The following is a 20174-nucleotide window of genomic DNA, read 5'->3' on the forward strand; positions in this document are numbered from 1 at the left end:
CCTGCTTCCGCGTCGAGGAGACCCACGAGTACTGGAACAGTCCGCCAATCGAAGACCCCCAGGAGGGCGATATCGACGTGGATGGAAGTCAAGGGACGTCCAACGCCGATTGAGTTCGTGGATTCGAATCGACGGAGTTGATTTTTGGAAAGTTGGAACGACTACACGAGCGATGATCGGGTGGCGATCAATATAGCGACATAGAATTTATCAGTGCCGGATCGGACGGAGAGTTTCGGCGAATCGCGAGGAGGCACGTTATTCGGGCTGGGCTTCGGAACGGGCACGGTCGAAGATCGCCTGTCGAATCCACATTCGCTTGTCCCGTTCGGATGGGAACGTCAGATCCATATCGTCGAGTGCGTCCTGGATGTGGAGATAGAACTCCATCGAGTCCTTGATTGATTCGGAACGGGAGTACGTGGGTTCTTTCGTTCCCAACTCTTCGTCGAAGCGCTCGATGAGGTCGTCGTCTTCTCCGATCCAGATTCCGACGGTATTTCCGGGCATACTGACAGCCACAGACCGGGCAGGAATAAACCTTACAGGTCGGAACGGTGAATCACGGTCGTTGCTGCACTGTCGAGGGGCAGGCGGTGGTGACGACCACGATGGGCATCGTAGACCGCCCAATAGAGAGTCGCCCGATGGGACGGTTGGGGGTCTCCATCGGCCGACGGACCGGGTGCCAACGACCGACGAGTCGAACAGTGCTGGCTAGGATGATAGCTACTCGGTGACTGGCGACGAATCGATGACCCCGCTCGTCTGCCAGTGTGGCCAAACGCCCTGCAGAACGACCCTAAAAAGAAATATGAATGAGACATATGTCCGAAGATTTTGAGGAAAATGACAAACGGTCGATCTACAAAACATTTATAAATAGTGCCCCCGTTGGACGACCGAATCAACACGAACGACCGCTCCGAAAAAGCCCGAAATGGACTGCAAGGCTGCAAGGAAATCCTGCAAGGTACACCGAATTAACCCTGCAAGGACGCGAGAGAATCGCAATACGTCGACGGGGAGGTTGTTGTCCCACAAAGGGAGATTAGTTCGCTTATCACAGAACGTGGGACAGCTTGATATGCCCTGCGTGAGATGGAAAATCATGGTCGAAGAGGGAACCGAACGGACCGTCGTCAAGACACACATTCCAAAATATCAGAAAGAAGAGTGGCGATCCGACGCCGACGAACTCGACATGAGCCAGAGCGAATTCGTCAAGGCGATGGTTCAAGCCGGTCGGCGGGGGTTCGAACTCGATCCCGCGGAAGGCACTTCTAGCGACTCAACCCCTAGGGGTGATGACCTCGAAGAGAGGGTGCTCGAAACCCTCGCAGAGGAGGGGAACCTGTCGGGGGACGAACTAATCGAGCAGCTCATGGGGGACTTCGAGGAGCGACTCGACGAAGTGCTCAGCGAACTCCAATCTCGGAACCGTGTTCAGTACAGCGTGCGGCACGGAGGGTACGTGCTAGTCGAGGGAACGGATGGCGGCGAGTAGCCCCACCGATCCGAATCCCGACGACCCGGTTGGGTACTTCCTCCAGGACCTCCTCTATCACGGTAAGAGCGAGCGAACGCGAGACGCCTACGAACGCGTTTTACGACGGTTCGAGGCGTTCATCACCGACCCCGACCGAAACCCGTCGGGTCGGTCGGTCGCCCCGGGGGAGGCGACACAGCGTGACTGCATGGCGTGGATTCACACCCTGCGGGGGAAGAACGCGGAGAGCACGATTGCGACCTACGCGGCCTATCTCCACCGGTTTTACGCCTACATGACGCAGGTCGGCGCGTTCGAATCGAATCCGATGGCGCTCGTGGTCGAGGAGATGAACGAGTCCATCGACAAGGACCCGACTCGGCGTGAGATTTCGGTCGCACAAATGCGGGAGTTTGTGGACGGAATCTCCCACCCGTTGGAGCGGGCGGTCGTCTGCACGCTGTTGAAGACGGGAATGCGCGTCGGCGAGGTGAGCAACCTCGACGTGCGGGACGTGAATATCACCGACGAAGTCGTCCGGTCGGCGTACGACCTCGGGAGACGGCCGCAGCTCAGTGGCCGTCCCGACTCGATCTTTATCGGAGCGGACGCGGTTCGTGGGAACGTCGTCAATGGGGAGGAACGAACCGCTTCGAACAAGCGAAAGCGGGAGACAATCGTCCCCGTGGACGACGAACTCCGAGAGGTGCTCCTTCGGTGGTTAGCGATCCGGCCGGACTCCCAATCGCCCGCAGAGCCGCTGTTCGTCAGTACGAGCGGCAATTGGGGCGAGCGGCTCACGCCGAAGATGGTCCGGAACATCGTGGAACGACACGCCCGCGAAGCCGGATGGTATCGAACCGGCGGCGGTGCGGAAGAGAACGTCACCCCCCACTACTTCCGGCACTTCTTCACCACACATCTCCGCGACCGAACCGGCGACCGCGGTATCGTGAAATACCTCCGCGGCGACGTGGCGAGCGACATCATCGACACCTACACGCACAACTGGGGCGACAGGGTCCGAGAAGTGTACGAGGAGAACATCTACTCGCTACTGTAACCGTCCTCGCTGCCCGAGCAAGGTATTCCCGTTCCCGCAAACCGCCACACTGGACAGTCGGTTCGTAGCGATAGGACTTACTTTTGCATGATAACAACCCACATAATTTTTCGCGGAACGAGGATCCTCTCGAACACATAAATCGTATCTCGCTATATCAAGCGTCCGGGGGAGCGGTTGGAAGAGGTGGCATTTTTCCATCATCTCTGGCGGGCGAAAACGGTGGAACCGATGACAGGAGACGACGATTGCCGAAATACGTCTCGAACGCTGCAGCAGGAGTAGTATGAGAAAATATTTAGCAGAAATGATCTGTACTAACCGGTATGGGTAGCGTCATGTTCAAATCGGCACTGCTGGGGGCCGTTATCGGATTTTGCTGCGGTTTGGTTTTGTTCGGAGTACTCGGAGCGGGTGTCGGTTTCCTGTTCGGCGGTGTCGTCGGCGTTCTGTTCGGGTCGTTACTGCTGAAGCCGATAGAGGAGGCGAATCGCAAAATCGTGGAGTTAGAACGGCGGGTCGAACGGTTAGAGAGCGAATAGGAGTGGAACCGACGGAAAATCGATGGTGATCTTATTCACGCCGGATTTCAGCCCGCTGTCCTTTTTCTATCGGCGCACCGACCGTGTTCCCCCACTCCACCCACGACCCGTAGTAGTTGCGTACGGTCTCGTAGCCGAGCAGTTCGTGTAGCACGAACCACGTCAGCGCGGAGCGTTCGCCGATCCGACAGTACGTGATGATCTCGTCCGTGCTCTCGATACCCGCGTCATCGTAGATTTCGCGGAGTTCGTCCGCCGATCTGAATCGCCCCTCGCTGTCGACGACTTGGCTCCACGGGACGTTGACCGCGCCGGGGATGTGACCGCCGCGCTGGACGCCCTCGTTCCAACCGGGCGGCGCGAGGATTTCGCCGCGGTATTCCTCCGGCGTTCGAACGTCGACGAGCGACGCTTCGCGTTCGATTGCGTCCATGACGTCGGGTTGGTCGGCGCGAATGGATCGGTTCGGCGCGGTGACGTGATACGACCGTTCCGTGAACTGGGGTATCTCGTCGGCGAGGGGTGCATCCTGGTCCACCCACCGGTCACGTCCGCCGTTCAGCAACCGCACGTCCTCGTGCCCGTAGTAAGTGAGAAGCCAGTAGGCGTGGGCAGCGAACCAGTTCATCATGTCCCCGTACAGGACGACGGTCGATTCCTCGGAGATACCGAGACTCCCGAGTAGTTCCTCGAAGGCCGCTTTCGTCGGCACGTCGAACCTGGTCGAGTCCTGAAGTTGGGTTTTCCAATCGATCTTCAGCGCCCCGGGGATATGCCCCTCGTCGTAGTTGCTCGGGTCGATATCGACTTCCACCAACCGAAAGGAGGGATCGTCGCGCTGGAAGTCGTCGAGTCGGTCGATCACCCACCCGACGGAGACCAGCGCGTTGGTGGCATCGTTTGTCATTGTGGAACGTTACACCGGGAGCCGCATTAATCCCATGTTGCCGATAGATGGGGATTCATTCGAGCCACCTATCGGCTTCGTCCCCACCGGCATAGCGACGAACGAGTTGGGCTTCGGCCTGCCGAAGGCGATAGGAGAGCGTCGAACGGGGGATTTCGAGGTCATCGGCGATTTCGTTGAGCGTCGCCGCGCGCGGCCGCTCGTAGTAGCCCGCTTCGAGCGAGGCGCGGAGTGCGACTTCCTGTTCCTCGGGGAGCGAGACGGTGAACGAATCCTGCCGCCAGCCACTCGCATCGCGGAGGTGCCCCATTCGAAACGAGAGACCGGGACCGAGTCGCGCCCCGAGGTCGTCGTAGAAGACGCCGACGTTCCGGTCCGAGCGCATCAAAATCCGCCACCAGTGGGTCGATTCGCGGCGGCGGGTTTCGAATATCAACCCCGCCGGGAGGTGTTTCCCCGCAAGGGTGTGAACGGACTCACAGCCTCGAATGTCCGTCAGATATGTGTAGAGGACGAGTTCGTTCGAGGAGCGTTCGAGCACGTCGTGATAGCGCGTCGCGTCACACCGTTGCTCGGTAATCGACTCGCCACAGCACGCGTCGTCGAATCGAACCGTTTCGATCCGGTCGAGCGCGGACTGTGGCCCGGAGATGCGTTCGATTCGCCAAAACCGGTCTTCGGTCACGAATCCATCGAGCGAGTGTGCGACGACGGTCGGATGATCGATGAAGACATCCATGATCGGGTCCGCACCCGCTTCGTATTCGATGGCAAACGTGAACTCCCGCATCTACGTTGAGGGAACTCCCGCGCGAGCAAAAAGACTGCCGTTGGCGATTTCAGAACAACGCCTGTACGACGAACAACATGGCCGTGGCGACGACGAGCAGGGCGAGGAAAACGACGAGTATCGGTTTGTACCCTGTCGAGCGGAGTTCGTCGAGCCGCGTTTCGAGCCCAAGCCCGGCGAACGCGAGCAGGAACGCCCAATCGGACGCGTTCGAAAGCGACGTGATCTGCTGGCCGGAGAGGAAACCAAGGTTCGCGACGAGGAGGACCCCCAGAAATCCGAAGACGAATTTCGGGAACGTCCGCCAGAGGAACCGCCAGCCGCCGGGGACGTCGCCATCGTGCGAGTCCGAAGCGTCGCCCGTCCGGCGAGCGTAGTAAACAGCGTACGCGATTGCGGCGAGTCCGATCATCGAGTTGCGGGTGAGTTTCACCAGCAGTGCCCACTGTCCCGCTGTCTGCGAGAACGAGAATCCGGCGGCGGTTACCGGTCCCGTACTGAACATGGTCAGCCCCGCCCAGATGCCGAAGACGGTACTCGAAAGGCCGAGCGCGTGACCGACGGCCGGATAGACGAAGAGCGTCGTCGAATCGAATAGCAGGACCGTCGCGGCCGCGTAGGCGATGTGATTTTCCTCGACGCGGATGCTCTCGGCGATGGCGACGACGGCGGACACCCCACAAATACCGGAGCCAGCGGCCAGCAACGATCCGGTCTCCTCGTGAATCGAGAAGACGAGCCGTGCGAGCAGTTCGACGAGGAGAACCGTCGTCGTGACGGTGGCGACGACGAGCAGGAGGATGATGGGTCCGGCGGCGACGACACGGTCGAGCGCGACGCTCGCACCCATGACGACGATACCCGCTTCGAGCCAAACCTTGTGCGTCTCGACGCCGGGACGTGCCCAGTCCGGAACGCCGTACGTGTTACCGATGAGGAGACCGATGAGTATCGTGACGATGAGATAGTTGACGCCGGGAACGACGGACGTGAGAGCCCGGGCGAGGAGTCCGATGGTGAGGAGGGCGATGATTCCGGGAACGACGGTTCGTTTCATGGGTTACCACGGAATGGTGATGCCGAACGAGACGATGGCGACGACTGAAAGACCGACACAGACCGCCTGCCAGTCGTTTTCGAGTTCGGTCCACCAGCGCCGGACGCGTTCGGAGATACTATCGCTCACTGTGGAAGATAGTCGGCACGGAACCGAGATACGAATTTGGTTGGCGCACGCCAAGGTTGGCACACGCCAACTGTCGAATCACCCGCTGAGTGATTCGACGGGGGGACGCGGTGAGTCGATGGGACGAGCGCGGTGGTCTATCGTTGGTCACTCCGGATCCCGTTCGATGTACCACGTCGTCCCGCCGCTGTATCCCCATTTGGTAATGGAAAAGTCGGACCCCGTCTCTCGGAATTGGCGAAGCATCGCGCCGATCTCCTTCGCGGACAGATCGATGTCAACCGCGATCTTCCTGCTTTTGAAATAGTGGCCACCGTCCGCGACCTCTCGCCGAAGATATGATTCTAGCATATCGCGCTTCGCACTGGCACCTTGTTGGGTGTCGGATCGTGCTCCCATGGAAGGGGAAAATACGCGAGCGGTCATCAGGGATTTCCGAGATTCCGTACTAGTTCTCCGGAAATCAGGCACAAATTCGCCCGAATTTATGCGCCCTCCGTTCTCGCACCGAGGAGTGCTGAGTGGACCGACGAGACCATGTGGGATTATTGATCAGTCCCCTCATTAAATACAACCATCGCGGCGATAGCCCGGTGGCGTCCAGTGGCCGACGAAACCGATCACGGGCGCTCGGCCCGCCGGAAACCATCGACCGGTTCGAATGCCGTCCGCTTCCGTCCCGTTCGAAACCGCTCCGCGTGGAGGATATCGATTCCCTTCTCCGCACCCTCCGGGAACGGCCACCGCTGACTGCCGTTTCCGATTCCGTCGTACGACATTCCACCGTAGAGGGGGTTGAGACGTGTGAGTTCGTCGAACACCGCTTCCGGGGAGTCGTATTCGAATCGGACGTCGGTCAGTCGGTTTCCGATCTCGGCGATGATATCGAGGTCGCGCCGCACGCCTTCGGGCGGCGTCCGCAACGGATGCCGTCGTTGCACCTGGCGGTCGAGATTGGTGACGGTTCCCCCTTTCTCGGCCCAGAGGGTCGCCGGAAGCACGACGTCCGCGTGTTCCACCGTCTCGGTCGGGAAGACTTCCTGCACGAGCAGGAAGTCGAGCGAGGCGAGCGACCGGGCAACGGCCTGTGTGTCCCGCTTCTCGACGGCGGGATTTTCGCCGATGACGTACGCGCCGTGAATCGATTCGCCGAAGGCACGAACCGCGTCGAGTTCCGAGAGTCCGGGCGTGGTCGGGAGTTCGGTCCCCCAAACCGCCTCGACGTTCGCTCGTGCGTCGTCGTCGGAAATCGGTCGAAAGCCAGGGAGCGTCCACGGGCGACAGCCGACGTCGTTCGCGCCCTGTTCGTTGGTCAGTCCCCTGAGAAGGTTCATTCCGGTTCCCGGTTTCCCGAGGTTGCCGGTCACGAGGAGCAGATCGATGAGTGCGTCCGGTATCGCGGTTCCCCGGTGGTCGTCCGCCTCGGCACCCGTCCCGACGATGACGGCCGCGCGGTCGGCACTGGCGAATTCGCGCGCGACGCGGCGGACCGTTTCGGCATCGACGCCAGTTCGTTCGACGGCGGCGTCGAGGTCCAACCGTTCCATCGACCGAGCGAAGGAGTCGAAGTCAGTCGTCCGCTCGGCGATGAACTCCCCGTCTTCCAATCCCATTTCGAGCACCTGGGCGACCACTGCGTTCACGAACACGGCGTCGGTTCCGAGGTCCGGAGCGACGTGAACGTCCGCGATTCGCGTGGTTTCGTTGGCCTGCGGGTCGGCGTGAATCAGCGTCGTGCCGTCGTTGACCGTCGGCCGAACGTAGGAGTTGAAGGCGATGGGTTGTTGAGCGGCCGGGTTCGCGCCGACGACGAGGAACACGTCGGCCTCGGTCAGATCGTTCAGCGTGTTCGTCATTCCGGGCGAACCGAGTCGCTCGACCATCGCCCTGACCACCGACCCATGACAGATTCGAGCGCGGTTATCGACGTTGTTGGTCCCGAGGACGCGCGCGAGTTTCTGAAACAGATAGTTCTCCTCGTTCGTGCATCGAGGCGCGCCGAAGAAAGTGAGCGAGTCCGGCCCATGGCGGTCGCGAAGCGTTTCGAATCCGTCCTCGATTCGGGCGAACGCGTCGTCCCACGTCGCGGGGACCAAGTCTCCGCCCTTCCGAATCAGCGGCGTCGTGAGCCTGTTCTCGGCGTCCAACACGTCGAACGCGTGGATGCCGTTCGCACAGAGCCGTCCCTGCGAGTTGACCGGGGCACCCTCACGGCCGACCGCACCGCCGCGTCGCTCGCTGTATCTGACACGGCAACCGACCGAACAGCGCGGACAGACGCTTTCGGCGGTTGGGTGGCCGTCGGCTTCCTCGCCCATGCTATCCTTTCGGGACATCTCCCGTGATGACGTTGTAAGCGGCACCCAATCCGGCCAACGTCACGATGACGAGCAGAGTGAAGAGCGCGTTCGGGACCACCGTTTTCGTCCGGAAGAGGTGGCTCCCGCACGCCGGACAGGTGAGCCCCGTCGTCTCGAACTGCTCGCCGCAAACGGTGCACTCGTGGACGTCGTGCTGGCGGTCGCTCTCGACGCCGACGACGCCGTTGTCGATGCCGAGCGCTCGTTTGATGACGTAGCTTCGGTTCATACGCTCCCCGTGTGTTCCTCCGAGATGTGGTCGCGGAGTTCGTCCTCGCTGTCGAACGTCTCGTGACAGAACTGACATTCGTGATCGGTCGCGGTTGGGTTGTCTGGCATATTCGTATGGAGGTGATGTGAAACGCCGTCCGGCGTCGGTTATCAGTCGGTTCTACCGCCGTCAGTGGCCGCCCGTTCGGACACGTCGACGTCCGGTTTCGTCTCGGCCGGGGTTATCCGTACGTCCGTGACCTTGAACTCGGGCACGTGAGCCTGGTCGTCGAGGTGCTGTTCGTCGGTGAGTTCGTTCGCGGCACCGCCCTGTCCGAAGTAGTGCATCGGGACGAAGACGACGCCTTCGCCGGGTCGCTCGGTGACCTGAGCGAGGGCCGTGATGGACCCTTTCCGGGAAGTCACATCGACGTACTGCGCGTCGGAAACCCCGAGTTCTTCCGCGGTGGCGGGGTTGATTTCCACGAACAGTTCGTCGGTGTACGAACGGATACCGGCGTCCCGGTTGGTCATCGTCCCGGTGTGGTACTGGTAGAGGACGCGACCAGTCGTCATCGCCAACGGGAAATCCTCGTCGTCCATGTCGGCTTCGACCGGACCGGAGACGTGGGTCGGGAACATGTGGGCCTTCCCGTCGTCGGTGTTGAACTCCTCGTCGTAGAGGTAAGGTGTTCCGGGGTGGTCCTCGTCCCAACACGGCCACGGGATGCTCCCCTCCGTTTCGATGCGTTCGTGCGTGATGCCGCCGTAAATCGGCGTCAGGTCGTTGATCTCGTCCATTATCTCGCTCGGGTTGCGGAAGCCCCAATCGTAGCCGAACCGCTCGGCGAGTTCCTGGGTGATGACCCAGTCGGGTTTCGCGTTTCCGGGCGGGTCGATGGCCCGCTTGACGAGTTGAACGTGACGCGTCGAACTCGTGTACGTCCCGTTGGTCTCGAACGGCGAGTTCGCGGGCAGGACGACGTCCGCGTACTTCGCCGTGTCGGTGAGGAAGATGTCTTGGACGGCAAGGAACTCCAGATCTTCCACGATCTCCTCGGCGTGTGCGACGTTCGGTTCGGAGTATATGACGTTCTCGCCCTGAATGAACATCCCTCGAATCTCTCCGCGCTCGGCGGCGAGGAACTGCTCGGTGATGGTGTAGCCTTCCTCGTCCGGAAGCTCCACGCCGTAAGCGTCCTCGAACTTCTCGCGTGCGTCGTCAGTCGTCACCTTCTGATAGCCGGGGAAGTTACCCGGAAGCGGTCCCATGTCGCCACCGCCACCCTGGACGTTGTTCTGTCCGCGGAAGGGCGCGAGTCCGGAGTGTTCAGTACCGACGTGGCCGGTGACGAGCGCCAGGTTCGCCATCGAGATGATGTTCTCGGTACCGTGACTGTGTTCGGTCAATCCGAGCGTCCAGCAGAACACGCACGAATCCGCGTTCGCGACGGTTTCCGCGGCGCGCTCGAGTTTCTCCGGCGGTACGCCGGTCTTCTCCTCGACGAACTCGGGTGTGAACTTCTCCAATCCTTCCTTGACGTCATCGAAGCCGACGGTTCGCTCCTCGATGAACTCCTCGTCGTGGAGGTCGTTTTCGATGATGTAGCGGGTCAATCCGTTGATCCAGACAGTGTCGTATCCGGGTTGAACGCGCGCGTACTGCGTGGCGAACTGGGCGATCTGGACTTTTCGCGGGTCGAAGACGAACATGTCCGCCCCGTCCTTGACGTTCTGCTTGATTCTCGTGGCGATGACGGGGTGGGCTTCCGTCGTGTTCGACCCCGTAATGAGATAGCAGTCGGTGTTTTCGAGCGCCTCAACGCCGACCGACCCGGCACCGAAACCGACCGTCTGGGACAATCCGGCGACGGTCGGCGAGTGACAGAGCCGGTTGCAGTTGTCGATGTTGTTCGTGCCGAACACCTGCCGAGCGAGCTTCTGCATCAGGTAGTTCGCCTCGTTCGATGTCTTGGACGACGAGACGAAGCTCAATCCGTTTCGACCGTGTTCGTCCTGAATCTCGGAGAGTCCTTCGGCGACACGGTCGAGCGCTTCGTCCCACGACGCCTCGCGGAACTCGCCGTCCTCCTTGATGAGTGGCTCGGTAAGCCTGTCGTCGCTGTTCGCGTACTTGTATCCAAACTTCCCCTTGACACAGGTCGAAATCCCGTTGATCGGCGCTTTCTCCGGGTTCGGACGGACGCCGAGCACTTCGTCGTCCTTGGAGTAAACGTCGAAGCGACAGCCGACGGCACAGTAGCCACACGTCGTGTCCGTGACGTCGACGTCGTCCAGTCGGTAGTCGCTCAGCGCGTCGGCCATGTCGAACAGCCGCCCTTCGGACATCGTGTTCGCCGCGAAACTCTCGGCGACGTGCTCGACGGGTTGGAACGCCTCGCTCCCGTCGAGTTTTCTACTCGCAGTTTGGGCCTGCTCTTTCGCTCGGGCCATGAATCCCGCAACGCCTTTCTTTTCGGTATCGTCGTCAGTCATCGTCGGATTGTGCACCTCCCTTACGTCCCTTTCGCTCCTCTTTCATCGGCGTCATCTGCCGAGGCTGATGCTCGTAGTCCTCGCCGATGGCTTTGCCGATGCTATTGTGCTGGTTGAAACCGGGTGCGGGAATCGTGGCGATGTCGGCCATGTCCTGTTCGACCAGCGATCCAGTCGGACAGACGGTGGCACAGTGGCCACACGAAACGCACGTCGATTCCATCATCGTCTCCGCGCCGTTCTGGAATCCGATCCGCGTGTCATCCCCGTGGCCTTCCATCCGCAGGACACCCTCGACCTGCACGTCGTTACAGGCTTCCACACAGCGATTACAGAGGATACACTTGTTGCGGTCGATCTGGATGAACGGCGAGGATTCGTCTATCGGTTCGTACTCGTCACGGTCGTCGAAAACACCGTAGCGCGGTTCCACGACGTCGTTCTCGATGGAGACGTCTTGGAGTTCACAGCGGCCGTTTTTCCCGCAGGTCGTACACCGCAGGTTGTGATTCGAGAGCAGAAGGTCCAGATTCACGTCGCGGGCGTTCGCCGCCTCCTCGGCGTCCGTCCGGACGACCATGCCGTCATCCGCCGGGAAACTGCACGACGGGACGACGCCGTGCTCCTCGGTTTCGACCATACAGGTCCGGCATTCGCTTCGCGGGCCGATCCGGTCGTCCTCGTCGTACGAACAGAGTGCCGGAACGTAGCCATCGGTTTCGATCTGCTCGACCGCGTCGAGCAGCGTGTCGCCTTCCTCGACCGTGATAGACTCACCGTCCACGGTAACGGTGGCACGGTTGGCTCCGCCCACGTCGGGGTCGTTCGCCGTTCCGGTCTCGATGTAGTCGTTCAGCGAAATATCGGGACCCTCGGTATCGCGCGAATTCTCCCAGATGGGATCGGTACTCATACGCCTGCCTCACCGCCCATATTGTCGGATATTGTATGATATATTGTGTGACCGCGCATTGAATAACACACCGCATACAAATATCACGAGATTTTACTTAGTACTGCTGGCTAAACAGTCACACATCGAGAGTCAGACAACGGCGAACGAGCGGGAAAAGCCAGTAAATCCGGTCGGTATTCGTCTTCTGATTAGCTGGTCGAAACTGATGGTGGAGTTTTGGCAGAATAGTTGTGTATCAAAGACGTACATTTCCCAGACGAAGATAATTATACCAATATCTTATTGTATTCTCTATAAATATTTCACGATTGAAAATCATTTGCCGCGATAGTATGACTCGAAACCATGGCCCGTAAGTCCCTCCCGCGCCGCCGCGTGCTCGCAGTGACCGGTACTGCCCTCCTCGGAGGTTGTCTCGGTTCGAGACGATCCGGAACGAAACCGGACCGGACGGAATCGGAACAGACGAAAACAGACGAAACGAAAATGCGCGGAACGCCCGCTGCCGAGGGGTCGTGGACACAGATGGGACGGAATTCGAATCACAGTGGATACAACCCGACGATTCCATCGACGTGTTCGGACGTTCGATGGGACGTCGAGATGGACGGTCCGTTGACGACGCCGACCGTCGTCAACGACCGCGTCTATCTCACTCGGGGGGAAATCGACCGATAAGGGTCCTGTGGCGACGATCGAAGCGTACGATTTGGAGACGGGGAAACGGCAGTGGTCGTCCTCGCTCGACACGACGTTCACGTTCCACGCACAGACGGGTTTTCCCGCCGTCCCCGTCCTTTAGGCGGCCATCACCACTGTTCGTCATTCGTCTTCAGGCCGTACGAAACGCCGCGTAATCTACAATATCACGTCGATAACGTAGAATATTCACGTTCAGTGGTAGGTAGGATATACTTGGAAAACTGAAAGGTCTGTGCCCTTTATCAGCGAGTCCGGCATAGACCGGAGGCGAGGTAGAGATGACCGAAAGTGAAACTAAAGAACACGTCGAATCGGAAGACCGACGCTCGTTCATGAAGAAAGGCGCGCTCGCGACAGGTGCGCTCGCATTGGGATTGGGGAGTGCAGGAAGTGCCTCGGCGCAGGGCCGAAACGTGTTGGTGTACACCTACGACTACCACCCGAACGTCGAGTTCCGCGTGGTAAACTCGTTGGAGAAGTCCACGACGGTTCGGTTGCTCGAAAAACCGGGTGGCGGCAACGTCTCCGAGATCAGCCAGCCGGACAACTACAACGGCTACATCATCCGCTACCTGCTCGGTGGTGGCGGCGGCGGCCAGGGACAGATAACCACGTTCATGTTCGCACAAGGTGTCTCGCTGAACCAAGGCGACACCCGGCAGTTCAGCGGCAACGCGTCGGTGTTCAGCAGCACGCTCAACCTGCTCAGCACGAACCTCGAAGGCAGCGGTGGCGGGATGACGACGACCAGCAGCGGTAATTCGTCGTCGTCGTAATCCCCCATCCCATACGTTCGCCATTTTCTGACGAGCGTTTCGGGAATCGACTTCTGACCACACCTTTTGATAAAAATCGGCGACGCGAATCAGTCGTCGGCAGTGACTGGCTGACCGTGTTCGATATCGGTTCCGAGCACGTCGAGGAACTGTGAAATCCACTCGACGTGATCACCCCAGTCACGACCGGAAACGAGGTTTCCGTCCGTCGTCACGCCGTCGTAGTACTCGCCGCCCGCACCCTCCACGTCCGCTTCCAGCGCGGAGTACGCCGAACACGTCCGTCCCTCGATGACGTCCGCCGCCGCGAGAATCTGGGCCGCGTGACAGATGGCGGCGATGGGTTTGTCCTCGTCGTCGAAGTGCTGAACCGCCTCGATAACTTCGTCGTGTGTTCGGAGGTACTCCGGTGCTCTCCCGCCCGGCAGGACGAGACCGTCGTACTCCGTCACGTCGATGTCGTCGAACGACGCGTTGAGCGTGAAGTTGTGGCCACGGCTCTCCATGTACGTCTGGTCGCCGCGAAAGTCGTGAACCGCGGTTTTCACCGTATCGCCCGCGTCCTTTTCGGGGCACACCGCATCGACCTCGTGGCCGACGGCTTGGAGCGCCTGGAACGGTACCATTATCTCGTAATCCTCGCCGAAATCGCCGACGATCATCAGCAGTTTTTTGCCGTCCATTTCGCAGAGAGCTACGGTTGCAGAAGGCATAATCGTGCGGGTGGTCCGTTAGGACTCACGGATCATGTACGCCGTCTCCAACGGATAGCGTTCGTGGCGGTAGAGCGCGTAGTGGGCCGCGAGTGCAACCCCCAACAGGCCGAAGTTCCAGATGGGCGAGTCGTAGTAGATGACGTCGACGATGATGGGTTTGGCGTACACCGGCCAGAGCGGTTTCAGCGGCGGAGCGATGTCGGGGGCCGAGAGGAGGTCGGCGAACAGGTGGCTCATCCCGCCGGTCAGAAAGCCGACGGTGGCGAAGGCGAACACCGCCTTCTCACCGATGTCGTCGCTTCGAACCCACCGACTGGCCTCGAAATGGGACGTGAGCAGGTATGCGGCGAGCGCACCGGCGACGACGCTGAAGACGGTAACGAACAGAATCGTGTGCGTCACACCGTGGTGGTGGACGCCCGGAATGACGTGCCGTAACAGCAGGTCGGAATCGGGAAGCATCGCGGTCACGAGCGTGAATGCCCCGAACGCGAGGCTTGCGCGTCGACCCCAGAGAAACCACGCCGGAGCAGCAAACAACAATGCCATCGCGAAGTGACCACTGACATCGACCATACGGACGGAACCGGTTGTCAGCCGTATATACGTTTTCGCCGATGCGAAACGCGCTCCACTCTCGGGTGGGGCGAAAATGCAAACTCCATCGGTGAAGCGCGTCTCGATGAGCGGATCAACCGCGTCGCTTCAACCGTTGGCTGACGAACAGCGGAAGAAAAAAGCCGATGACGAGGAGGACGAGCGCCGTCAGTTCCATGCTGTGGGAAAATTCGTCCGTGATGATGGCGACGACGACTGCGAGGATAACGGCGAGAACGGTGATCTTCGTTGGGATGGCCATCAGTAGCGGTTCCTACACAGTTCTACAATATATAAATTTTCAGAGAGAGGCGAGAACGGAGTGATTCTCGTTCGAAACCGGTACCCGGCCGACCACGATCGTAACGGTATATGTGATCATTCTGATACATTACGTGGTCCACGTAATCCTATTCGCCGTGTGATACCAGACGACAAAACCAAATAATCGACCATCCCATTTCGAAGGGAATGCAAATCGACTACGAGCGCGAACTTTCGGAGTTCGAGTGGGAAATTCCGGAGGGGTACAACCTTCCGGCGGTTATCGAGTCACACGCGGCGGAATTCGGCGAGCGGCGGGCGGTGAAGTTCCGCGACGACGAGGGGAACGAGGAGGAGCGAACCTACGCCGATATCCGGGACGACATGAACCGGTTCGCCAACGCGCTCGAATCGCTGGGCGTGGGCGAGGGCGACCGGGTGATCCACCTGCTGCCCCGCCATCCCGACGTGTTCGCGATTCAGCTCGGTGCGCTGAAGCGCGGGGCGATTCTGGTACCGTGTTCGGCCATGCTGAAGCCCAAGGACATCGGATTCCGGGCTGACGACTGCGAAGCGACGGCGGCCGTCTGTCACGACGAGTTGACCGACATGGTCGAACCAGTGATGGACGAGACGCCGCTGGAGACGTTTGTCGTCCTCGACGGCGAAGGATCGGAGGAGTGGGAGTCCTTTGCGGCGCTCATCGACGGCGAATCGACCGAGCACGACGGACCGGATATCGGGGCGGACTCGCCGATGTCGATCAACTACACGAGCGGGACGACGGGGCAACCGAAGCCCGTCCTTCACCGCCATCGCTGGATGCACTGCTTCGAGCGCGTCAACGGACGCTACTGGTGGGGCGTCGAGGAGGGCATGGACTTCTCGGACGAACTGCTCTGGGCGACGACCGGGACCGGGTGGGCCAAGTGGTTCTGGAGTCCGCTCGGCGCGGCGCTGACGACCGGCGCACCGCAGTTCATCTACCGGGGGGACTTCGACCCCGCGACGTTCCTCTCGCTACTGGAGGAGGAAGGCGTCACGCGACTTTGTGCGGTGCCGACCCAGTACCGGATGTTCACACAGGAGGAGGACATGGCCGACTACGACCTCTCGCTGAAGGAGACGCTGTCGGCGGGCGAACCGCTGAACCGCGAACCGATTCAGGCGTTCGAGGAGGCGTTCGGCGTGACGCCGCGCGACGGCTACGGCCAGACGGAAACCGTCGCGCTGGTGACGAACTACCCCGGAATCGACGTGAAACCGGGTAGCATGGGCAAACCGACGCCCGGCCTCGGGACGATGATCATCGACACGGTGGACGAGGAGGAAGTCGAGCGGGGTGAAATCGGCGAGGTCGCGGTGCCCGTCGATAGCCCGGCCATCTTCGACGGTTACTTCGAGAAACCGGAACTGGACGAGAAAACCTTCGCCGGGGAGTACTACCGAACCGGCGACTTGGCGAGCGAGGACGAGGACGGCTACTTCTTCTTCGAGGGCCGCGCCGACGACATCATCATCTCCTCGGGCTACCGCATCGGCCCGTTCGAAGTCGAGGACGCGCTAGTTGGCCACCCCGCCGTCGCGGAGGCCGCCGCCGTCGGCAGCCCACACGACGAGCGCGGAGACGTCGTCAAGGCCTACGTCATCCTCGCGGAGGGCCACGAAGGAAGCGACGAGCTCGTGGAGGAGTTACAGACGTACATGAAGGAGGAGACTGCACCGTACAAGTACCCGCGACGGATCGAATTCGTGGACGAACTGCCGAAAACGTCGAGCGGGAAGATTCGCCGTATCGAACTCCGGCAGCAGGAAGTCTCGAAGTTCGGCAACTAATTCCCGATTCTTAATCGACTGCGTATCCCTTGTCCTGTAGTACGTCGATGACCCGCTCGCGGTGGTCCCCCTGTAGTTCGATTGCCCCCTCGTGCACCGTCCCTCCGGTCGCCATCTTGCGTTTGAGTTCGGACGCGAGTTCCTTCACGTCTACTTCGCTCGGGTCGAACCCCTCTACGACGGTGACCGGCTTGTCGTAGCGCCGTTTCTCGGTTCGGATGACGAGGCGTTGCTCCGTTCGCCCTAAGTCTTCGTCGATGCCGAGTTCTTCCGGGAGTCCCGTTATGGAACTCAGGTCGTCTTTGTCGTTTGCCACGGCAGAAAGAAGTAGGCTATCCAGTACCTTGGCTCTGTCTCAAGTCAGTTCGTGGATATCAGTCCCGATTATCGTCAGTTCGAGCACTCGGACAGCCATTACTCGTGAGGTCCGTGAAGAACCCGATTCGTCCCGAGTTGTATTCGATTATCAGGTCGTTACAATCGTCTTTCGTCACTGTCACGTCGGCCCGTGAATCCTCGACTCGGACCGTGGCAGTGTATCGCGCCGGTTTCAGCCAGTGACCGGAAACGGTCGAGTGGCCGGACTTGTTTTTGCCGTCCGATGGGCCAACTCGCCGCGTGACTTGTGCGACGGTCGTTTCGTATCGCTTGAGTTCGACGTGGAAGTCGTGCGGTTTCGTGTCCTCGTTGATGAGTTCGAGGTTCCCGATTCTCGCGGCGGCGGAGTCGAGAACGTGAAGGCACCCTGCGGTCGACCCCACGACAAAGCCTGCAGAGCTAGCGAGGAGTGTCCGTCGTTTCATGGAGATCATAGAAAATCCGACATAATAGGTGTTTCTTCCCTGAATCTCAAACTTCTAAACCCGTCCCCTCCTCGTGGCAGGTATGGATAGAGTCGCAGTCATCAGCGCGTCGATGACCCAGTTCGGGAAACGAGACGCGTGGATACGCGAACTACTGGCGGAGGCCGGGCAGGCCTGTCTCAACGATGCCGAAGTCTCGCCGCTGGACGTGGAACACCTCTACGTCTCGAACATGGCGAGCGGCGAGTTCGAAGGACAGACCGGCGTACCGAACGCACTGGCACACGACCTCGGCGCGCTCCCGGCGTACACGCAACGAATCGACCAGACGAGTTCCAGCGGTGGGGCCGGAATCTACGCCGCGTGGCAGTCGGTCGCCTCCGGCGCGAGCGACCTGACGCTGCTCGTCGGCGGCGAGAAGATGACCCACAAAACGACCGCCGAATCGACGGACGTCATCGCCTCGCTGACTCATCCGGTCGAGTACAAACACGGCCTCACGCTCCCGAGTTTCGCGGGGTTGACCGCCCGGCGCTACCTACACGAGTACGACGCGCCGCGCGAGAGTCTGGCGAAGGTCGCAGTAAAGAACCACAAAAACGGCGTGGACAACCCGCACGCGCAGTTCCGCAAGGAAGTCGACCTGGAGACGGTGATGGAGTCGCCCATCGTGGCCGACCCGCTTCGCTTGTATGACTTCTGTCCCATCACGGACGGGAGCGCGGCGCTACTGTTCTGCCCCGAATCGAAGGCCAAGGAGTACACCGACGAGTACACCGTCATCTCGGGAATCGGCGGCGCGACGGACACCCACGTCGTCCACGAGCGCGACGACCCGACGGTGATGGGCGCGGCCGTCGAGAGCAGCGAACTCGCCTACAACATGGCAGAGCGAGGACCCGAGGACATCGACGTGGCCGAACTCCACGACATGTTCACGATCCTCGAATTCCTCCAGAGTGAGGCCGTCGGCTTCTTCGAGCAGGGCGAGGGCTGGAAGGCAGTCGAGGAAGGCGTCACGGACCGCGATGGGGAGTTACCGATCAACACGTCCGGCGGCCTGAAGTCGAAGGGCCACCCGCTCGGCGCGAGCGGCGTCGCACAGGCCTACGAACTCCACCAACAGTTGCTCGGCAACGCCGGGGAACGGCAGGTCGATGCCGAGGTCGGCCTCGCGTGTAACGTCGGCGGGTTCGGTAATTGTGTCATCACCACCATCATGGAGCAAGCATGAGCGGAAATTCCAAATTCGAAGCGCACCGCTGTCCCAACGGCCATCTCTCGTACCCCGGTCACCCGCGCTGCCCGGAATGTGCCGAACCGCAGGAGGAGACGGTCGATCTGAGCGAGAGAACGGCGACCGTCATCACGTGGACGACCAGCACCGCGACCCCGCCCGGCGTCCGCCAACCCAACCACATCGCCATCGTGGAGTTCGACGTGGACGGCGAGTCGGTGCGCGCGGTCGGACAACTGACGAGCGACGGTGTCGAAATCGGCGACGAGGTGCGACCGGTGTACGCCGAGGAACTGCGCGACCCCGACGCCGGAATCCGGGAGCAAGCGAGTCAGGAGTGGGACGGCTATCGGTTCGAACCGGTCGAGTGAGATAGCGAGTGACGTGTTTAGTTTTCTCGTGGTCGAAAATCCGGGGATTTGGGTACATCGTCCTCGTTCGGTCCCGATGAGAGAGCTCTGATTTTACCGAGAGAACACGACCGCCCCGCATCAAGTACCGAAGAGAGATCAAAAACCGATTATGCCGCAGAATCGCCGCTTTCGTCGGCATCATCGCTATCGTCGGATTCGTCACCCGACGCATCGCCATCTCCCATATCTCCATCCCCGTTCTCGGGGACGCCCAGTTCGCTCCGAATCGATTTGAGTTCGGCGTCCACGTCTACTTGCGGTGATTCCTCTTCGTCTTCTTCCATCTCCTCCTCCGCGGCGTTCGCGATTTCGCGGCCTTCGTCGGCCTGCTCGGAGCCAACGGTAACCTCCTCGCGGATGTCGTCGCTGAGTCGGCGGGCGTCTTCGAGGATTCTACGCGCGCGGGGTTCCTCCGGAAGGCCGCCTTCCGTAAGAGCACCTTCCACGTCGTCCAGGGTATCTTGGAGGCGGTCGAGGGTGGCACGGCTAGCGCGACCGGCGCGGGCGCTCAAATCCGAGCGGGCCTGCTCGGTCGGGTCGTACTCGGGATCAACGAGGCGGATGATCTGTTGGAGGGCTTTGAGGGCGCGGACGTTGGCCTCCAGCATGGTGATGAGCGTCGGGATGGCGTACTCGCCGGTAAAAGAGAGTACTTCCCGCGGAGTCGGCGGGCGCGGGAGTCCGAGTGGGCCACGCGGCGGTCGGCCGAGTTCGGTCTGGAGGCCGCGAAGCGTGGTTTCCAACTCCTCGATGCGGTTTTCGAGGTCCTCCCTGTCCTCCCGGTCATCGTGGCCACTTCGGTCGTCGTGGTCGTCCGGGTCGTTCGACATGGCTGACCCTACACACCGCAGAACAAAAGTATTGGTCGGTC

24 protein-coding genes are annotated in these 20174 nt (G+C 60.6%); 8 read left to right on the plus strand and 16 right to left on the minus strand.

The genetic code is table 11. From position 1 onward, the window contains the following. Positions 1-258: 258 nt before the first annotated feature. Complete coding sequence (locus NKF26_RS20560) at positions 259-510, minus strand: hypothetical protein (protein WP_066138166.1); 252 nt, start codon at positions 508-510, stop codon at positions 259-261. Between the two features lie 601 nt (positions 511-1111). Between NKF26_RS20560 and NKF26_RS20565 the strand changes: the two genes are divergently transcribed. From NKF26_RS20565 to NKF26_RS20575, 3 genes are all read left to right on the plus strand, one after another. Continuing rightward, complete coding sequence (locus NKF26_RS20565) at positions 1112-1507, plus strand: DUF5805 domain-containing protein (RefSeq protein ID WP_253228703.1); 396 nt, start codon at positions 1112-1114, stop codon at positions 1505-1507. Continuing rightward, positions 1494-2552 carry a tyrosine-type recombinase/integrase gene (locus tag NKF26_RS20570; RefSeq protein ID WP_253228702.1) on the plus strand — a complete coding sequence of 353 codons (1059 nt, stop codon included), beginning with the start codon at positions 1494-1496 and terminating at the stop codon, positions 2550-2552. The genes NKF26_RS20565 and NKF26_RS20570 overlap by 14 nt, the downstream gene beginning before the upstream one ends. A gap of 326 nt (positions 2553-2878) precedes the next feature. Next, positions 2879-3094: a hypothetical protein gene (locus tag NKF26_RS20575; protein WP_253228701.1), complete on the plus strand. Its 216-nt coding sequence runs from the start codon at positions 2879-2881 to the stop codon at positions 3092-3094. 31 nt (positions 3095-3125) lie between these two features. Here the strand turns inward: NKF26_RS20575 and NKF26_RS20580 are convergent, their stop codons facing one another. The 9 genes from NKF26_RS20580 to NKF26_RS20615 all read right to left on the minus strand — a co-directional run bounded on the left by NKF26_RS20580 (position 3126) and on the right by NKF26_RS20615 (position 11956). Further along, on the minus strand, positions 3126-4001 hold the full coding sequence (locus NKF26_RS20580; protein WP_253228700.1) for a sulfurtransferase: 876 nt from the start codon (positions 3999-4001) through the stop codon (positions 3126-3128). Positions 4002-4056: 55 nt separating this feature from the next. After that, on the minus strand, positions 4057-4791 hold the full coding sequence (locus NKF26_RS20585) for a helix-turn-helix domain-containing protein (protein ID WP_253228699.1): 735 nt from the start codon (positions 4789-4791) through the stop codon (positions 4057-4059). A gap of 49 nt (positions 4792-4840) precedes the next feature. Beyond that, the gene (locus NKF26_RS20590; protein WP_253228698.1) at positions 4841-5848 is read right to left on the minus strand and encodes a YeiH family protein; all 1008 of its coding nucleotides are present in this window, start codon (positions 5846-5848) and stop codon (positions 4841-4843) included. Positions 5849-5851: 3 nt separating this feature from the next. Beyond that, positions 5852-5977: a hypothetical protein gene (locus NKF26_RS24220; RefSeq protein ID WP_256487780.1), complete on the minus strand. Its 126-nt coding sequence runs from the start codon at positions 5975-5977 to the stop codon at positions 5852-5854. A gap of 147 nt (positions 5978-6124) precedes the next feature. Next, entirely contained in the window at positions 6125-6376 is a 252-nt protein-coding gene (locus NKF26_RS20595; protein WP_066138540.1) for a hypothetical protein, read from the minus strand. A gap of 221 nt (positions 6377-6597) precedes the next feature. Further along, entirely contained in the window at positions 6598-8313 is a 1716-nt protein-coding gene (locus tag NKF26_RS20600) for a molybdopterin oxidoreductase family protein (RefSeq protein ID WP_253228697.1), read from the minus strand. Further along, entirely contained in the window at positions 8297-8566 is a 270-nt protein-coding gene (locus NKF26_RS20605) for a hypothetical protein (protein ID WP_253228696.1), read from the minus strand. The genes NKF26_RS20600 and NKF26_RS20605 overlap by 17 nt, the downstream gene beginning before the upstream one ends. Positions 8567-8718: 152 nt before the next feature. Then, a complete protein-coding gene (gene fdhF / locus NKF26_RS20610) occupies positions 8719-11043 on the minus strand; it encodes a formate dehydrogenase subunit alpha (protein ID WP_253228695.1) in 2325 nt (774 codons plus the stop codon). Continuing rightward, the gene (locus NKF26_RS20615) at positions 11036-11956 is read right to left on the minus strand and encodes a 2Fe-2S iron-sulfur cluster-binding protein (protein ID WP_253234826.1); all 921 of its coding nucleotides are present in this window, start codon (positions 11954-11956) and stop codon (positions 11036-11038) included. Before NKF26_RS20615 ends, fdhF begins: the two co-directional genes overlap by 8 nt. A 348-nt stretch (positions 11957-12304) precedes the next feature. Here NKF26_RS20615 and NKF26_RS20620 point away from each other — a divergent pair, with 348 nt between their 5' ends. Beyond that, a complete protein-coding gene (locus tag NKF26_RS20620) occupies positions 12305-12637 on the plus strand; it encodes a hypothetical protein (protein WP_253228693.1) in 333 nt (110 codons plus the stop codon). Between the two features lie 302 nt (positions 12638-12939). Next, positions 12940-13437, plus strand: coding sequence for a twin-arginine translocation signal domain-containing protein (locus NKF26_RS20625; protein WP_253228692.1), 498 nt, complete (start codon positions 12940-12942; stop codon positions 13435-13437). A gap of 89 nt (positions 13438-13526) precedes the next feature. Here NKF26_RS20625 and NKF26_RS20630 read toward each other — a convergent pair whose 3' ends face one another. The 3 genes from NKF26_RS20630 to NKF26_RS20640 form a co-directional block, all read right to left on the minus strand. Next, complete coding sequence (locus NKF26_RS20630; protein ID WP_253228691.1) at positions 13527-14120, minus strand: DJ-1/PfpI family protein; 594 nt, start codon at positions 14118-14120, stop codon at positions 13527-13529. 48 nt (positions 14121-14168) lie between these two features. Continuing rightward, entirely contained in the window at positions 14169-14729 is a 561-nt protein-coding gene (locus tag NKF26_RS20635; RefSeq protein WP_253234827.1) for a metal-dependent hydrolase, read from the minus strand. Positions 14730-14844: 115 nt separating this feature from the next. Beyond that, positions 14845-15012 (minus strand): hypothetical protein, encoded by a 168-nt coding sequence (locus NKF26_RS20640; RefSeq protein ID WP_190303655.1) that lies wholly within the window; start codon positions 15010-15012, stop codon positions 14845-14847. A gap of 209 nt (positions 15013-15221) precedes the next feature. Between NKF26_RS20640 and NKF26_RS20645 the strand changes: the two genes are divergently transcribed. Next, complete coding sequence (locus NKF26_RS20645) at positions 15222-16850, plus strand: acyl-CoA synthetase (RefSeq protein ID WP_253228689.1); 1629 nt, start codon at positions 15222-15224, stop codon at positions 16848-16850. 10 nt (positions 16851-16860) lie between these two features. Here the strand turns inward: NKF26_RS20645 and NKF26_RS20650 are convergent, their stop codons facing one another. After that, the gene (locus NKF26_RS20650; protein WP_253228688.1) at positions 16861-17166 is read right to left on the minus strand and encodes a stress response translation initiation inhibitor YciH; all 306 of its coding nucleotides are present in this window, start codon (positions 17164-17166) and stop codon (positions 16861-16863) included. A 58-nt stretch (positions 17167-17224) separates the two neighbouring features. Further along, positions 17225-17653 (minus strand): hypothetical protein, encoded by a 429-nt coding sequence (locus NKF26_RS20655; protein ID WP_253228687.1) that lies wholly within the window; start codon positions 17651-17653, stop codon positions 17225-17227. 82 nt (positions 17654-17735) lie between these two features. Here NKF26_RS20655 and NKF26_RS20660 point away from each other — a divergent pair, with 82 nt between their 5' ends. Together NKF26_RS20660 and NKF26_RS20665 are read left to right on the plus strand one after the other, a co-directional pair. After that, complete coding sequence (locus tag NKF26_RS20660) at positions 17736-18887, plus strand: thiolase family protein (RefSeq protein WP_253228686.1); 1152 nt, start codon at positions 17736-17738, stop codon at positions 18885-18887. Beyond that, entirely contained in the window at positions 18884-19261 is a 378-nt protein-coding gene (locus tag NKF26_RS20665; protein WP_253228685.1) for a Zn-ribbon domain-containing OB-fold protein, read from the plus strand. Before NKF26_RS20660 ends, NKF26_RS20665 begins: the two co-directional genes overlap by 4 nt. A gap of 149 nt (positions 19262-19410) precedes the next feature. On the opposite strand, the gene NKF26_RS20670 is transcribed toward NKF26_RS20665, so the two are convergent. Continuing rightward, positions 19411-20133 carry a hypothetical protein gene (locus NKF26_RS20670; protein WP_253228684.1) on the minus strand — a complete coding sequence of 241 codons (723 nt, stop codon included), beginning with the start codon at positions 20131-20133 and terminating at the stop codon, positions 19411-19413. Between the last annotated feature and the right edge of the window lie 41 nt (positions 20134-20174).

The sequence above is a fragment of the Haladaptatus sp. AB618 genome (assembly GCF_024136965.1).
In the GTDB taxonomy this organism is placed as follows: domain Archaea; phylum Halobacteriota; class Halobacteria; order Halobacteriales; family Haladaptataceae; genus Haladaptatus.